General features: G+C 41.7%; 12 protein-coding genes and 2 pseudogenes. 8 read left to right on the plus strand and 6 right to left on the minus strand.

Features of this window, described 5'->3' with window-relative positions; all coding sequences use genetic code 11:
* Positions 1–201 precede the first annotated feature (201 nt).
* From CXF95_RS17425 to CXF95_RS31530, 4 genes and pseudogenes are all read right to left on the minus strand, one after another.
* A pseudogene (locus CXF95_RS17425) lies at positions 202–3,329 on the minus strand (efflux RND transporter permease subunit).
* The gene (locus CXF95_RS17430; RefSeq protein WP_101199854.1) at positions 3,329–4,687 is read right to left on the minus strand and encodes an efflux RND transporter periplasmic adaptor subunit; all 1,359 of its coding nucleotides are present in this window, start codon (positions 4,685–4,687) and stop codon (positions 3,329–3,331) included. Before CXF95_RS17430 ends, CXF95_RS17425 begins: the two are co-directional and overlap by 1 nt.
* The gene (locus tag CXF95_RS17435) at positions 4,684–5,118 is read right to left on the minus strand and encodes a universal stress protein (protein ID WP_101199855.1); all 435 of its coding nucleotides are present in this window, start codon (positions 5,116–5,118) and stop codon (positions 4,684–4,686) included. The genes CXF95_RS17430 and CXF95_RS17435 overlap by 4 nt, the downstream gene beginning before the upstream one ends.
* Positions 5,119–5,123: 5 nt before the next feature.
* Entirely contained in the window at positions 5,124–5,252 is a 129-nt protein-coding gene (locus tag CXF95_RS31530; RefSeq protein WP_101199856.1) for a GNAT family N-acetyltransferase, read from the minus strand.
* A gap of 1,219 nt (positions 5,253–6,471) precedes the next feature.
* On the opposite strand from CXF95_RS31530, the gene CXF95_RS17445 reads away from it, so the two are divergent.
* The 5 genes from CXF95_RS17445 to CXF95_RS17465 all read left to right on the plus strand — a co-directional run bounded on the left by CXF95_RS17445 (position 6,472) and on the right by CXF95_RS17465 (position 9,877).
* On the plus strand, positions 6,472–6,732 hold the full coding sequence (locus CXF95_RS17445) for a DnaJ domain-containing protein (RefSeq protein WP_101199857.1): 261 nt from the start codon (positions 6,472–6,474) through the stop codon (positions 6,730–6,732).
* Positions 6,733–6,743: 11 nt separating this feature from the next.
* A complete protein-coding gene (locus tag CXF95_RS17450; protein WP_101199858.1) occupies positions 6,744–7,211 on the plus strand; it encodes a hypothetical protein in 468 nt (155 codons plus the stop codon).
* Between the two features lie 27 nt (positions 7,212–7,238).
* The gene (locus CXF95_RS17455) at positions 7,239–7,886 is read left to right on the plus strand and encodes a hypothetical protein (protein WP_101199859.1); all 648 of its coding nucleotides are present in this window, start codon (positions 7,239–7,241) and stop codon (positions 7,884–7,886) included.
* A gap of 9 nt (positions 7,887–7,895) precedes the next feature.
* Entirely contained in the window at positions 7,896–8,810 is a 915-nt protein-coding gene (locus tag CXF95_RS17460; protein ID WP_101199860.1) for a hypothetical protein, read from the plus strand.
* Between the two features lie 176 nt (positions 8,811–8,986).
* On the plus strand, positions 8,987–9,877 hold the full coding sequence (locus CXF95_RS17465) for a pseudouridine synthase (protein WP_101199861.1): 891 nt from the start codon (positions 8,987–8,989) through the stop codon (positions 9,875–9,877).
* A gap of 50 nt (positions 9,878–9,927) precedes the next feature.
* Here the strand turns inward: CXF95_RS17465 and CXF95_RS17470 are convergent, their stop codons facing one another.
* Positions 9,928–12,132, minus strand: coding sequence for an endo-1,4-beta-xylanase (locus tag CXF95_RS17470; protein ID WP_198556615.1), 2,205 nt, complete (start codon positions 12,130–12,132; stop codon positions 9,928–9,930).
* Positions 12,133–12,364: 232 nt separating this feature from the next.
* Between CXF95_RS17470 and CXF95_RS17475 the strand changes: the two genes are divergently transcribed.
* The 3 genes from CXF95_RS17475 (at position 12,365) to CXF95_RS17485 (ending at position 14,476) form a co-directional block, all read left to right on the plus strand.
* Positions 12,365–13,141, plus strand: a complete 777-nt coding sequence (locus CXF95_RS17475; protein ID WP_101199862.1) for a polysaccharide deacetylase family protein — start codon at positions 12,365–12,367, stop codon at positions 13,139–13,141.
* Positions 13,142–13,329: 188 nt separating this feature from the next.
* A complete protein-coding gene (locus tag CXF95_RS17480) occupies positions 13,330–13,581 on the plus strand; it encodes a hypothetical protein (RefSeq protein ID WP_369809318.1) in 252 nt (83 codons plus the stop codon).
* Positions 13,582–13,843: 262 nt separating this feature from the next.
* Positions 13,844–14,476 carry a PolC-type DNA polymerase III gene (locus CXF95_RS17485; RefSeq protein ID WP_101199863.1) on the plus strand — a complete coding sequence of 211 codons (633 nt, stop codon included), beginning with the start codon at positions 13,844–13,846 and terminating at the stop codon, positions 14,474–14,476.
* An 80-nt stretch (positions 14,477–14,556) separates the two neighbouring features.
* Here CXF95_RS17485 and CXF95_RS17490 read toward each other — a convergent pair.
* Positions 14,557–15,290, minus strand: a pseudogene (locus CXF95_RS17490) (MFS transporter); the annotation flags it as partial.
* Positions 15,291–15,348 lie beyond the last annotated feature (58 nt).

The following is a 15,348-nucleotide window of genomic DNA, read 5'->3' on the forward strand; positions in this document are numbered from 1 at the left end:
GGATCCACAGAAGCTCACATTGTAATCAGGGTACTGCTCATCATTTTTATGCAGATTAAGTTGATATTTTTCGCTAATCAAAATAACGGTAAGACTGACCACTGAGGCCCAGCTCACTAAAATATCTGAATACACTTTGACCCGTAAAAAAGCACCTAGCCTAAACACTTGTTTTGCGCTGAATAAAATTGAATGTGTACCCTAACTTTGACGGTCACTTTTTAACTCTTCAGTCTTAAATAGGCGCATGACCCATATAAAGAAGAAGGGCGCGAAAAATAAAACCAATATTGTTGTGGCCGTAATACCACCCAGTACGCCAATTGATATTGCATTTTGCGCTCCTGACCCTGGCCCTGCGGCAAATGCCAAAGGCATCACACCCAAAATAAATGTTAGTGATGTCATCAAAATAGGGCGAAGTCTTTGTTTAGCGGCCATGACCGCTGAATCATAGGCATTCATGCCATCTTCAAAATTAATTTTTGCAAACTCAATTATCAAAATTGCATTTTTGGCAGCCAAGGCAATGGTCATTAATAAGCCCACCTGAAAGTAAACATCATTTGCTTGTCCAGACCACCATGTGGCCAAAACAGCACCAAATATACCAAGTGGAACAGTTAGTATGATCGCCAAAGGTATGGTCCAGCTTTCATATAATGCGGCCAATGCTAAGAACACGGCAATGATTGAAATCAAGTAAACAATCCAAGCCTGTCCACCGGATTCTTTTTCTTCATACGATAAGCCCGTCCATTCCAAACCAATTCCACTTGGTAAGCTTTCAGCGAGTTTTGATATCTCGTTAAGGGCTTCACCTGAACTAATGCCTTGTGCGGCCTCACCTTTAATTTCAAGAGAAGAATTGCCGTCAAACCGTGTTAGCTTTGGTGCGCCATATGACCATTCACCTGAGCCGAAGGCTGACAAAGGAACCATGCCACCAGTTGAATTGCGTACATACCATCGGTCTATATCCTTTGGCAGCATACGGTACTCAGCGTCCGCCTGTGCGTAAACACGCTTAATACGACCATCTTCTAAGAAGTCATTAATGTAAGAACCGCCAAGTACAGTACTTAAGGTTTGGTTGATTGTGGCAATGGGTACACCCATTGCTCGCGCCTTGCTCGAATCAATATTGATGTCATATTGTGGGCCGGGCGCCAAACCATTAAAACGTACGCCTTTTAAAGAACTGCTGTGGTTAGCCTCTCCAAGAAACTGTTGCATGGCATTGTTAAGAGCGTCTTGCCCCAGTCCCGCTCGGTCAACCAATTGAAATTCAAAACCGCTGGAATTACCTAACGCTATTATGGCCGGCGGCACAATTGGAATAATCATAGCGTCTTTTACAGATGACAATGCTTTACCTGCTTGTTTACTCACTTTAAAGACGCTTTGATTTTCTGTGCGCTGGGCCCAATCTTTCATTTTGATAAATGCGATTCCCACGTTTTGACTGTTCCCAGAAAAACTAAAACCAGCCGCAGTAAATATTCCTTCAACCGCACCGTTTGTTTGGTCTAAATAGAAGTCTTCGACCTGTTTATTTTTCTCAACTGTTTGTTGCAAGGTTGAACTGACAGGCCCGTTAACCAATGTGAACATACGGCCTTGGTCTTCGTCAGGCAAAAATGACGTCGGTATTCTAATGAACAGACCAATTGCAACAGCGATTATCGCAAAGAACACGGCAGGTAGAATAAATCGGTTCGCCAATACTTTTTCTAAAAGGTTTGCGTGGCCCATCTTCATTTTATTAAATGCTTTATTGAAAAGTCCGAAGAATCCAGTGTTCTTTTCTACCTTCGCTTGTTTTAGAACAATGGCACATAATGATGGCGATAGGCTAAGCGCGACAAAAAGTGATATCCCCATTGCCACTGAAATCGTAACGGCAAACTGTCGATAAATGACCCCAGTCGATCCTTCAAAAAATGTAATCGGAATAAACACCGCCCATATAACTACGGTTGTGCCGACAAGTGCTCCTGAAATTTCTTTCATTGCTTTTATGGCTGCGTCCTTTGGACTTATATTGGGATCCTTTTCCAATTTATTTTCAATGTTTTCGGTAACAACAATCGCATCATCAACCAACATTCCGATGGCCAGAACCAGCGCGAACAGTGTCAAAATATTGATGGAATATCCGATCACAAGAAGAAACGCAAAAGTGCCAAGCAGCACAACTGGAATGGCTACCGTCGGTATGAAAGTCGCGCGTGCTGTTTGTAAGAATATATAAATCACTAATATTACTAATAAGATTGCTATTAATAGCGTTTTTATGACGTCATAAATTGAAGCTTCAACAAAAGGTGAAATATCAACTGGATAAACGACCTTTAATTGTTTAGGAATAATATCGTCAAATTCTTGAATTCTATCTTTAACCGCTTGGATGGTTTGAAGGGCATTTGCATCTGACGCTAGTTCAATGGCAATTCCCGATGCAGGGCGGCGATTATAGCGGCCGATAACACTATAGCTCTCGGAACCAATTTCAACGCGGGCAATATCACCTAAGGTTACGTGAGCTCCGTCTTGATTCACAGTCAGTAATATGTCTTCAAATTCATCCACGGTTTGAAGTAAGGTTTGTGCCGTAATGGTTGCGTTTAATTGTTGACCTTCAACACTCGGGGTCCCACCAATTTGTCCGGTGGCTAGCTGAACATTTTGTTGCTGCACCGCATTAATGACATCTTGTGTTGTGATGTTGTGATGTTGAGATTGTTCATTGATTGTGGATTGAGCCAGATACGCATGGCATGCTCTGGCCCGAATGTTCTGATTTGTCCGACACCGTCAATGCGGCTAAGTGGTTCTTCCAAATTAGACGCCAAAAAGTCGGAAATTTCATTTCGCCCATATGTGTCATCCGTTGAATAAAACCCAACGATTAGGGAATAACTGCTTCCGGCCTTACTAACGGCAACACCTTGACGTTGAACCGCTTGAGGCAAAGAGGATTCCGCTTGAGATACTTTATTTTGAGTTTGCACCTGCGCGATATCTGAATCGGTTCCTGGCTCGAAGGTCAGGTTAATGCTTGCCCGCCCAGATGAAGAACTTTCCGATTGGATGTAGCGCAGATTATCAATACCCGTCAAATTTTGTTCGATAATCTGCGTTACTGTATTTTCAAGTGTTTGTGCTGAAGCACCTGGATAAGTTGCTGATATTGATACCTTAGGAGCTGCAATATTTGGATATTGCTCAACTGGCAGTGATGTTATGGCAAGCGTTCCGGCCCCCATAATAACGATGGCAATAACCCACGCAAAAATGGGTCTGTCTATAAAAAATTTAGAGATCATTAATTTGAGCTCGTTTTGTTATTTTCAGCATTGGCTGTAGCACGGTCATCAGATTTCGTTGCTCCAGAGGACCTATTAGTTGAATCCTTCGAGTTGATGTTTTTAGGATCGACTTTGGAGCCTGGCTGCAACATCATTGCCCCCACTACAACAACGGTATCGCCAGTTTTAAGACCGCTTTTGATTACCCAATTATTTTTGTAAGTGCTGTTGGTGACCACTGCACGCTTGCTTGCTATATTCCTAGCATCAACAATCCAAACCGCCTTTGAGCCATCGGCCTCTATACTGACGGCTTTTTGCGGCACTATGATTGTTTCTTGAATTCCCATTTTATCGATGGTTGCACGCACGAACATACCAGGTAATAAAGCTGTATTTGGGTTTGGAAACACAGATCTCAATCGGATCGTACCCGTGTTCTCATCTACGGCTAAATCAGTAGCATACAGACTGCCTGTGTGGGGATAGACAAAATCGTTATTGCCAAATAAAAGCGTTACCTCAAACTTTGCATCTTCGCCTTTGGTCATGTGACTGGTCATCAAACTTTGCTGCAAAGTCTTTGCATTGGCCGCAGACTGAGACAAGTCGACGTAAACTGGGTCAAGTTGTCTAATGGTTGCTAAAGCTGCTTGTTGTTGCGCAGTAACGAGAGCACCGTCGGTCACTGTAGATGGGCTAATATAGCCTGAAATAGGTGCATAAACCTTAGTGTAGTCAAGGTTGATTTTTGCTATTTTCACCTCAGCCCACGCAAGAGAAACAGCGGCTTCGGCTTGTGCCACACTTGCCTTCGCGCTATCAAACTCTTGCTCGCTTACGGCGTTGGTTTTTATCAGGCTTCGATAGCGGCTCTCTAATGCAAGGGCAAGCTCCAGTTCTGCTTTTATATTTTGCAAACTCGCATTTGTGCTTTGATAATCCGCCTCATATCTTGCCGGATCAATCTGGTAGAGTTGCTGACCTTCTTCAACAAGGCTACCTTCTTCAAAAAAACGGGATTGAATAATACCGTCCACTTGAGGACGAATTTCTGCTGTCTTAAAGGCCTCTACACGGCCGGGCAATTCGTTAGCCATGGATATTATTTGCGGTTCTATCGTCATGACATTTACTTTTTTTAAAGGACGTTGCCGCGTTTGCTCTGCATCCCCTTGTGAAGAGTTTGATAGGGACTGATGCGGATTGTCCGTGCAGCCCGTTAACAAAAATACGCTTAAACATGCCATTAATATTGAGGCCACCGTTTTCTTGGGTGAAAAAGGGTATGTAACCGTTGCATTTGGTGAGCAGGGGAGTATGCCACCAGATTCGCTGCTTATGATTTTATTTGCTTCGAATGTTTTCGATTTCATCCGTGAACCCGAACAGCAAGAACGTCTTGTTTCACGCCATGCAATACAGAATTGGCTGTTGAACCAAGCAGCAATTTAATGCCACTTCTGCCATGTGTGCCTATTACAATTAGGTCTATATTCTTTTCATTGGCCATTTCTCTTATCTCATCTGCCGCGACACCAATTTTTACAAAAACATTATGTTCAGTAATGCTAAATTCTGTGGCGATATCACTTAGTTTTTTATGGGTTAAGGACATGCGTTCAGAATCGTCTATCGCGTTGTATTCCATTGGATAAAGGTAAGGTTGAATATATGTTGTAGGTAGCAAGGTATACATCAATATTAAATCCTCAGGAGACTGAGAAACCGTTAATGCTTTGCGAATAATACTTTCGTGGGGTGCATTAACATCTATTGCGACTAATATGTTTTTGTAATTGCTCATCGTGTTTACTCCATTGAGTGTGTAAATTGTAGAACGATTTTATTGCTGTTAGTCCGTGCATGCTCAATCAAATGATTAGCTAGTTGTGTAGCGATGCCCTGATGTTGAAACTCATCCGACACAGTGACAGCCATTTCACGTTCATCTGGTTTTGAATCTATCGCATAAAAGCTGCCTCTATTTCTATGCCATCGGATGTGATCGGTCGAATAGTGACGTCTAAATCGCCAGCTTTTTTATGTTTGTAATCATGAGTAGTCGCTCTGTCATGATTAATATCCCCTGTAAAACAAAGTAGTAGTTTGTTTTACACTCAATATATATATTCAATTCGATAAGCTCAATTAGGGGTATCCATGCACAAACTGTGGAAACCACGTAGTGATCTTAGGATTCACACTATGACTAACCCTTGCAAAACATGTCATATTTCTGATGTACTAATGTTTTTATTGGTGATAATCCTCAACAAACTAATTTACGGTTCGGTATCAAGGGCAAACCGTGCTGACTTAACACGACCTCCAAGCGGGGTATTTAGACTAAAGACAAATTAAGAAACAAGGATTTGAATAATGCACAGATATGTATTGATGGTTTTATTTACATGGGGGATATTACTGGCAAGTAATGTCAGAGCAAAAGATGTACAGCTTGTCCCTGGTGAAACATTTAGTAATGATAACGTTACTATCACATGTGGCCAATCGACAACTCATACCCCCTTGGCACTGAACGACTGCCAGTATTGGGATGATTTTAGTAACAAGTGTCTGTTTGAGAAAACCACTTATACGAATGAAAGCCTTGAATGCGTTGAAAAATGTCAGCGCTGGGATAAGTTCACAAGCACTTGTTTTTACCAATCAAAATGTACCTTTTACCCATCGCATATGACATTTGTGAGGACTACATGCGAAAAGTTTGACGACTTCAACAATACTTGTTTGAAAATGAAGGATACAAAAATTGGGCGGTGAGAGGAAAAAAACCAAACTGATCTTCCCCTAAAACTCTAAACTATTTTTTAATATAGCAGTAGTACAATTGATGATGATGAAGTTGTATTGAAATTGGACGCCATAGTAAGTCGTAGGTGGGTTGATGCACACTTAGTCTAATGAGGATTTACATGTGTTTCACGAAACAAGATACAAAACCATATATGTCTAAACTTAGGTAGTCGGATCTATTCAACCACCTCACTTAGTAGACCTATTTTACTAACAGGGTACAGATCTGATAAATACCCTCCCGGCATTGTTAAAAAACAACGGTAAAGGTAAAATGGGAGACAGAAAAACTCAGGCAACGTTTAGTTGCATTGTATGCACAAGGTTTACGTTAAATTTTATGGACCATTTTGAGCTATTGGGGGTCACCAGAACCTCCACGACCACCGAAATTAAAAAAGCGTATCGAAAACTGGCCAATCAATACCATCCCGATAGAAATGATGCTGCAGAGGCAAAAGAACAATTTCAATTAATTCAAAAAGCGTACGAAGTTATTGTTGATCCTCAAAAGCGCTCTTTATACATTAAGAGCAATTACACTATTATCACCGACCCAAGAGAAATCGCAGATTCTTTTTGGCACAATGCTTTGTTGTAGGGATCAATTAAATGTCATTTGAAACACCCATACCTTCTTATCTATCCGATGACTTTTCTATGTATTTAGAAAATATGGAGTCATTGACCGATCCAGAAAACCCTGATTTGTTGACTAATTATTTAAAGGTTTTGTCAGCTCAGTTAGCCTCAAACAGCTCGGTCTTTAATGGCCTAGTGGACCAATTGGCCATGGCCATTACTCGCAGCGTAAGAATTGATTCGAAAAATCTAGCTAAGCTAGATGTCACTCAGCAACCGGCATGGGCTGACATCAAGCCTTTTGTGGGTGTACATGCTGATGCCAGAGCCACTATTACAGAATTAATGAATCACTCAGAAAGTGAGCTAAAAACGGCAGTGCTGCTTATTCATTTTTATAATACCTATGATGCCACCCCTTTACCTGCTTTACCCCAGGACGTGGAAGCTGACGATGACACAGAACAACCCTATGCAACCTACGGCTATGATGAATAATATGAGATTATTTTTAAGGAATACCAATTGACTAGTAAAGCACTGATTCTCGCCACCGATATTACGGAACAAGCCCAACACAGCGGCAGGCATGCGGGTACCTCATTAGAAAAAATTGCATCTGAGCAGGGTGATAACGCCATGTTAGCGGTATTTGCTGAAATGGATATTTTAACCGTGGCTAAAATTGTGCGCGAGCATGATGCCACTATACCTTCTATTGCCACTTGGTTGATGGATGCGGATTCCATTAAAAAATTATTAAATGTCGAGCCTTCATATTGGCAAAATTTGGATGAAGAGTCGTTATTTTGTGCACAAACCGAGGCCCACAGTTTGCTCGCACAAATATTTCTTTCTTATGAAGATGATGAAAAACAACGAGAAATACTCAAGGCCATTATTCAAGATGATTTTGGCTTGTTATATTTATCATTGCCTTTTATTGGTCATGACTTTTCTGAGCTCGAATACGATGAAGAACAAGTGTCTGGCAGCATTGAAGAGTTGCTTCTGAAAATAAAAACCCTAGATGAAGAAGCCTATAATGAAGTGATGGCCGTGAGCACTAATGGCACTTTGGAGAATATAGAGGCGGCCTTAAAAAATAATGCCAATAAACAAAGAGTGACGGCTGTGGAAATGGATACAGACGATATGTTTGCACCGCTATAGGATAATGTCATGAAAATAGCAGAGTTGCGGAATAAACCCTTTATCCTTTTGGTATTAAAAGACGGTCTGGCTGACGGATATTTTTCTGAGGAGTTTGTGCATAAAACTAAGCAACAATTGTCAGATATGTCGCTGCGGATCGCCTCTGATAATTTATCTATTATTTATGCTGATCATATTAAAAAAGCCTGTGAAATAGTCCTAGGGATCATCAATCTAGGGCTGTTAAGTCATTGTGACAATAGTACCGAAAAAGCCAAAGATATTATCAAGACCCAAGGTATTGTTTACTGTTTCAGAGCGGGCTGGGCAAAATATGCTGGATTAAAGAATATTTCAGCCGAATATTTTAAACAAATCAAACTCAGCACTTACGCTTTAGCAGCCAACGACACCTCTGATATAACAAGCATACATGCTGGTTTAGTTAAAAAAGGCCAGGACAGCTTAAAGCTATTAAACTTGTACAGAAGTATCTCGTCAAAATATGCTGCCAACGCAATAATACCTGAAACCGATGAAGACTATCTAAAATTTGAGCTGCAAAAACTGCTCAATTCAGCCGTGGCCTTGCTGTTGATCGACTCCCAGCAGAATGTTTTTAATCATGAGCGCTACACCCAACTGATGACTTATCTGAGCAGTACAGATGTGCAGCTTGTGCTCGAAAAATTTGCGGTGTGTGTGTCAAACTTTTCGGAAAGTCAGTCAGTTAGTATAAGAAATTTTCTTGAAGAGACGTCTTTACTGGATTTTAGTGAATTTAAAACCATCATCACCTCACAAAAAAACTTGGCTATGTATATTCCTGAGATTTTAGAACTCTCAGTCAATGTCACCAATGAATTAAATGATGACTTTGAAGGGGGCTACGATTTTGGTTTAGACGACCAAGAGGATATCGCTTATCTAAAACCTGATTAGGCTTATGCCAAAAAGGCAGGTATGCCTATCTCAGTGTTTATTTGAACACCCTGAGACTGACATCGTTTTAGAGTGAATGCACAAACAGTGTTATTGGGTGTTCAAATAACACATGCTGATCTTTCTTTTCAATTTAGACCTAAAAGTGCCTTATAAAATCAACAACGAGTGCCATTATGGCGATAGCTATTTCCCCTTCCAAACTCAGCCTACCTCAGCATAACCCTGGTGTAACGACTGTTCTAGAATTTCTTATTCGTAAGTTTCCCGGTATAACAGCTGATGTGTGGCTACAACGTATGGTTGATGGCAAAGTGCATTGGCATGACGGAAGTTTAATTCGTGCGCAAACCCCTTATGCGGCCCAGCAGCGGGTGTATTATTATCGTGAAGTGGCACGTGAGCCTGTGATCCCTTTTGCAGAGGAAATTGTGTTTGAAGACGAGTTGATTTTGGTGGCCTATAAACCGCATTTTTTACCGGTTATGCCAGGGGGAAAGTATGTTGAAGAATGCCTGCAAAATCGCTTGCGGAATAAAACTGGTAATCAGCAATTACAAGCAGTGCATCGTATTGATAACGGCACTGCTGGTTTGGTATTATTTTCAGTTAACCCTGACTCACGTACCCATTACCACCGATTATTTGAAGCTCATAAAGTGACCAAAACCTATCAGGCGATTGCCAGCACGATTAACAACCCAGTGATTGACAACCAGAAATGGGAGGTTAAAAATCGTTTGGAGAAGTCTGAACCAAGATTTTTAATGCATATTGTCCCAGGGCTGGCCAACAGTCATTCGCGGATCCGTTGCCTGCAACATGCAGCCGACAAAGCCTTATTTGAGCTGAATCCCATAACAGGTAAAACGCACCAATTACGCGTACATATGCAAAGCCTTGGCTGGCCGCTATTAAACGATACTTACTATCCACAGTTACAGGCAAGTAAGCCGGATGATTACAGCCAACCCCTGCAACTATTAGCACAACAATTGCAATTTATTGATCCTATGACAAAACAGCTTAGACATTTCTTTAGTGGGAATGAACTTAGATTAAATTAAAGGGCACACAGATGATGTGCCCAATTGACAAGTTTAGAAGGTATTTAGACTTATTGTATTGTCAGTAGAATATTATTCTGTGCACCTTTTTCAACACTAAAGGTTAGGGATTGCTCTATACCTTGATAGCTAAATGTAATTTCATAATCGCCATAAAACCCACGGCCTGAAAAGATACCCTCGGAGCTGGTTTTAGCTGCAAATTGGCTGTGCCACTGGTTGAATACTAAGTCTTTCCATACAATTGCATTTGGCTTTTCTCGCCATTGAAGGTCATATAATGCGGCATCTGGGAACCAATGCCTACCCGCCCAAAATCCCCATAGTTGCACGCCAACCGTCGCCGGGTGGCTGAAGAATATGGTGAGAAAATCACGGGTGTAATCGGCTTGTAACTGCTCATCAAGTGTTGAAACATCAAACTCAGTTGAGCGTATGGAGGCACTGGGGAATGCCAGATGGAAACGGTCAATGATGCTATACACCTTAGTAATATCTGTGAGCACATCATTAAAGTGGCTTTGTAATCCAATACCATCAATGGGCGCATTTTGGGCGAATAAATATTCAATGGTGTCTTGGTAATGTTGCTGGTGGGCTGTGTCTGACCCAGCCGATGATAAAATGCTGTAGTCGTTGATATACAGTTTATGCTCAGGCAAGTTTTTACGGGCTTGTTCAAACCAATCAAGCATGACTTCATCACCAAATGCGTCCATTAAATAGTGGTTGTCGTAAGGTTCGTTAAGTACGTCCCATTCAGAAATTAGGCTGGCTGTTCTTGAGGTAATGTCATCAATATGGTTACTCATCTCAACTAAAGCTTGAGGATCGGCATTGGCAGGGTCGTCAGGTAAATATTGTTGCATGGCATCAGGCAGGTTGCGTTTAGAAGGCCAAACTAACACATGGCCACGGGTGTAAAACTCGTTATCTTTTAGCCACTGCAAACCCGCTAGGGTAGTTTCTTGGTTAAAACTACTGCCCCATTCACCAGTCCACGGTGCCCATTTTAAATCGTTTTCTGGCCCAGCTTGATTAAAAAGCTCTAATACTTTTTGTTGGTATATTTTTTCATCAGCACCTTCACCTACTAACATGCTCGATACCACTGCCGAGCCAAAATGATATGCATGTTTTTGCATATTGATACTAATATCAGCATCGCTAATTTTGTCGCCGCTAGGCGTTTGTAAGGTGACAGTGAAGTCACCTTTGCGATGTTGTTCAATGCGTGCTTCTGCTGCTGCGCGCCACGTTGCCGTCTCGTTTCGGCCCCCATAAGTCGCTTTGGTTTGAGGTAGGTCGGCAAATGCTATGTTTTGTTGATAGTTGTACAATTCAATGCCTGCCAGCTGAAACCTTTGTGGTTTGTCTCCCGCTCCCAGTTCGAACATTAGGTTGAGTTCACCTTTAGCAAAATCTTGGGTCACTGTGGCAGGAATAAAAAACTCTTCCCATTCACTGGCACTGTTGATGTTGCGACTAATTAATTTTACATATTCAGGTTCAGGACCCTGCAGTAACACACGAGTAAAACCGGTGCCCGTTTCATACTGACTGGCCATAGTACGAAAGTATAAATGTAGCAGTATGTTATCACCGACTTTTACGTCTTCACTGAGGCCAATACTAATACTGCCATTCCAAGTGACACCTGAAGGATTAGTAATATTCACTTCTAAGGCTTGTGAAAATTGCGGGTGTACTACATCGACAATGGTTCGAGTGCCCACTGGTTGACTACCGTTACCTTCCCAAAACGTTGCCGAGGCTAATGGGTCGGCTTGTAAAATAAACGCTCCGCCGTCAGGCACCGTCATTTCGCCTGTTGGGGGCGGAGAGGGGGGGCTAACGTTCTGAATGGTGACCGACACCGTATCGCTGCTAGTTGCACCATCGTTGTCGGTGACAGTAAGAGAAAATGTCAGCACTTCGTCACTCGTTAAATCAGGTGTTGTAAAAGTGGCAGATGCCTTATCTGGTCCGGTTAACGTTACCGATGTGCCAGTGGAAGTTAATGCCCAGCTATAGGTGTTGATTGTTCCATCAGAATCCGATGCGCTGCCAGTTAATGTGACATCAGTTAGTTCATCCACTACCTGATCGACACCTGCATTGACTATTGGGGCAATATTAGCTGCAGGCGAACTAGGAGGATTGGTTGCTGTACTTCCGCCGCCACCACCACCGCAAGCACTCAGATAGCTAAGCAGGAGTATAATGAAGCCAATATTTTTTCTGTTATATAACATCAGGCAGACCTTGTAAAATTAACCTTAATTGAGGAAATGTTGGCATTCGAATTTTTTTATTGCAATTATGAAAATATATAAATGCTTTATGTATCATTGTGCAACTGCTTATGTTGATATCGTGATTGGTTTACTAGGATAAATTACGCTTAAGAGTGATTTATTTATGTAGATTTGCATAAATGTTGGGCACACTAGCCGCTAACTTAATTGTAAATACTGAGATTTCTTTGTGCGTGTCACTACCGTTTTTACTCATTTCCTGTTTTTTTCTATAACAATGTATTTGGCTTACCACCCCTTGGTGGCAGCACAGCAATGGCCTGAGGGTCATAAAATAGCGATTAGTTTGTCATATGACGACGCCCTAAATAGTCAGTTAGATAATGCATTACCAGCGTTAAACCAGCGGGGGCTTAAGGCGTCATTTTATATTGTGCCTTTGTCAGACGCATTTAAAAATCGTATTGAAGAATGGCGTCAATTGGCTAAGCAAGGACATGAGCTGGGCAACCATTCGTTATTTCATGCGTGCCTTAGTGCCAAACCAGGCCGAGAGTGGGTTCAAGCCTCGAACGCACTGGATGATAAAACGGTGCAAGCTATGGTGAATGAAATCACTGTGGCCAATACGGTACTCACGTCATTGGACGGATATAGTGAACACACGTTTACGCCACCTTGTTTTGATCAAATGGTTAAAGACGGAAACTACGTTGAGGCAGTAAAAGAGCAGTTTGTAGGGGTGAAAAGTTTAGAAGATCCCAATTCTACCGCACTTATTGGACCAAGTGACATGAGTAGCGCACAAATCATCAATTTCATTGAAAAACAGCCGCCTAACATCAGGTTGATTAATGTGCTTTTCCACGGAGTAGGGGGCGACCATTTAGTTACAACAACTGAAGAGCACGCTAAGTTTTTAGATTACTTAGTGGCTAACCAAGATAAATATTGGGTGGATACCTATCGAAATATTATGTTGGCTGAGAAAAGTAACCTAAAGTAAAACCATCCGCTCTATTGGTTAGTTCGGCCTATGTGGAATTAAATCCTAGTCGATCCAAAAATGGACAGCATGCCCTAACTCACAACAAGCATCACTCACCAAGTGATGCTTGTTGGCTATAGTCACCAAATGGTCCTAAAATATTTTTTGACAGTGATACAAATAATTAAACTCAGAGAAGAAAAATTATGCCAAGTCATCCTGTCGGTTGGTTTGAAATTTATGTTGATAAGTTAGACCGCGCAAAATATTTTTATGAATCTGTTTTAAACGTTAGCCTAGAAGAGTTAGGTGATCTGAACGATTCTAGTATTAAAATGCTAGCGTTCCCGTTTGATATGGAAACATATGGAGCCAGTGGCTCATTGGTAAAAACACCAGATGTCTTTGCTGGTGGCAATCGTACTTTGGCTATTTTTCCTAGGATGACGCTACCCTAGAAGAGTCTAGAGTTGAAGCGGCCGGTGGACGAATAGAAAAACAGAAAATGTCTGTTGGTGACGACGGTTTTATTTCCTTGGTGGTCGATACCGAAGGTAATATATTGGGTTTACACTCTCAGCAATAATGCTAATTTTTTTAGACTGGCATTTAATCAGTGGGGTAAAAGTGGCGCCGACAACACTATCGCCAAGTATGTTTTCGGCTATTGACCAAATGTTTGTTAACATACCCAGTCCAGTTTACACAGGTAATTCCTAGATGACGCAAGCCTACGCCGACACCCTTGTTGTACTTGATTTTGAAACCACTGGGCTTTCTCCCGACATGGGAGACAGAGCCATCGAAATAGGGGCGGTTCGTCTGGAAAAAGGGCTGGTGGTTGATCGTTTTCAAGCATTAATGAACCCAGGAAAACGCGTCAGTGCTTTTATTGAAAATTATACCGGGATCACTAACCGTATGTTAAGCAAAGCGGCCCCCTGCAATGAGGTAATGGAACAGTTTGCTGACTTTATGGGGGAGCATAACCTTGTTGCCCATAATGCGTCATTTGACAAACGCTTTTTGGATGCGGAGTTAGCTCGAATTTATAGATCCTATCATGGCCAATTTGCGTGTTCTTTACTGGTATCGAGACGTATCTATCAACAAGCGCCTAATCATAAGTTAGGTTCGCTCATAGCCTATAAAAACATTCCATCAGAAGGAGGATTTCACAGAGCGTTATACGATTCAGAAATGACTGCCAAACTGTGGATGACCATGCTACACGATATTTCCCACTTAATAACGTTACAAGACGTACCCTTTACATTGACACAAAAGCTCGCTAAAACACCTAAGAATGGGGTGAATAAATTGCTGCAAGCACAGTCATTACTGCGTGGCTGATGCAGCAAGCAATTACTCAATTCATTGAGGTGGTAGGGCTTCACGCTAGTCTTTTTTACTTATCGTTACCTCAATATTTTTGCTATTACCTCGACTCCTACGTATAAAAATAGCGCCACTACGCCTAGTATCAATTGTGGGTAAGCTTTTAAGCTGCCCGCTTCTGCATCCGCCGATTGTGGTTTTTCCAGGACTAAGTCTGGTAATGATGAAAATTTTACTAAAACGGCTAATGCAAACAAAGCCAGAGCCATATAAGCATAGGGCAAGACTAACCCATCAGATAAAGCAGTAATTTGGGCAACACGTTCGGCTTCTGGCAGTGCTGCAATAGATTGGGCATTCACGCCTACAAACTCTCCCAACACTAAGGCAGTAAAAACAATTGGCGCAAGAAAACCCGCAAACTTATTCAGTAAACCCATAATGGAAATACGCACTGCTGCGGTTTCCTGTGGACCGATTTTAACAATATACGGGTTAGATGCAGTTTGCAGAATAGTCAGACCTGTTCCTACAATAAACTGAGCAACAAGAAACACTGCGAATTCTTGGGAATATGCCGCTGGAATAAACAGTAAACATCCTAAAGCTATTCCTACTAAGCCTAAACACATAGCATGTTTGTAGCCTACTTTGTCTAACACCCAAGACATAGACAGTGCCATCACTACATAGGCAATATAAAAGGAAAAGGCAACGAGTAATGCCTGTGATTCTGTGAGATCACAAACTATTTGTAAGAATGGGATCAATGCGCCGTTGAGCCATGTGAAAAACCAAATACGAAGAACAACATGCCTATAATAAGCATAGGTATTAGTGCACCTGATTTAGACTACGGGGTATTAATTGTTTGTATTGTTCACATT

The sequence above is a fragment of the Paraglaciecola sp. MB-3u-78 genome (assembly GCF_002835935.1).
Classification (GTDB): domain Bacteria; phylum Pseudomonadota; class Gammaproteobacteria; order Enterobacterales; family Alteromonadaceae; genus Paraglaciecola.

Excerpts from the sequence above, each read along its gene's own strand:
- CXF95_RS17450 (WP_101199858.1), top strand. The coding sequence starts at position 6,744 with ATGTCATTTGAAACACCCATACCTTCTTATCTATCCGATGACTTTTCT.
- CXF95_RS31530 (WP_101199856.1), bottom strand. The coding sequence starts at position 5,252 with ATGGCTGTCACTGTGTCGGATGAGTTTCAACATCAGGGCATCGCTACA.
- CXF95_RS17445 (WP_101199857.1), top strand. The coding sequence starts at position 6,472 with ATGGACCATTTTGAGCTATTGGGGGTCACCAGAACCTCCACGACCACC.
- CXF95_RS17460 (WP_101199860.1), top strand. The coding sequence starts at position 7,896 with ATGAAAATAGCAGAGTTGCGGAATAAACCCTTTATCCTTTTGGTATTA.
- CXF95_RS17470 (WP_198556615.1), bottom strand. The coding sequence starts at position 12,132 with ATGTTATATAACAGAAAAAATATTGGCTTCATTATACTCCTGCTTAGC.
- CXF95_RS17430 (WP_101199854.1), bottom strand. The coding sequence starts at position 4,687 with ATGAAATCGAAAACATTCGAAGCAAATAAAATCATAAGCAGCGAATCT.
- CXF95_RS17480 (WP_369809318.1), top strand. The coding sequence starts at position 13,330 with ATGCCAAGTCATCCTGTCGGTTGGTTTGAAATTTATGTTGATAAGTTA.
- CXF95_RS17465 (WP_101199861.1), top strand. The coding sequence starts at position 8,987 with ATGGCGATAGCTATTTCCCCTTCCAAACTCAGCCTACCTCAGCATAAC.
- CXF95_RS17435 (WP_101199855.1), bottom strand. The coding sequence starts at position 5,118 with ATGAGCAATTACAAAAACATATTAGTCGCAATAGATGTTAATGCACCC.
- CXF95_RS17485 (WP_101199863.1), top strand. The coding sequence starts at position 13,844 with ATGACGCAAGCCTACGCCGACACCCTTGTTGTACTTGATTTTGAAACC.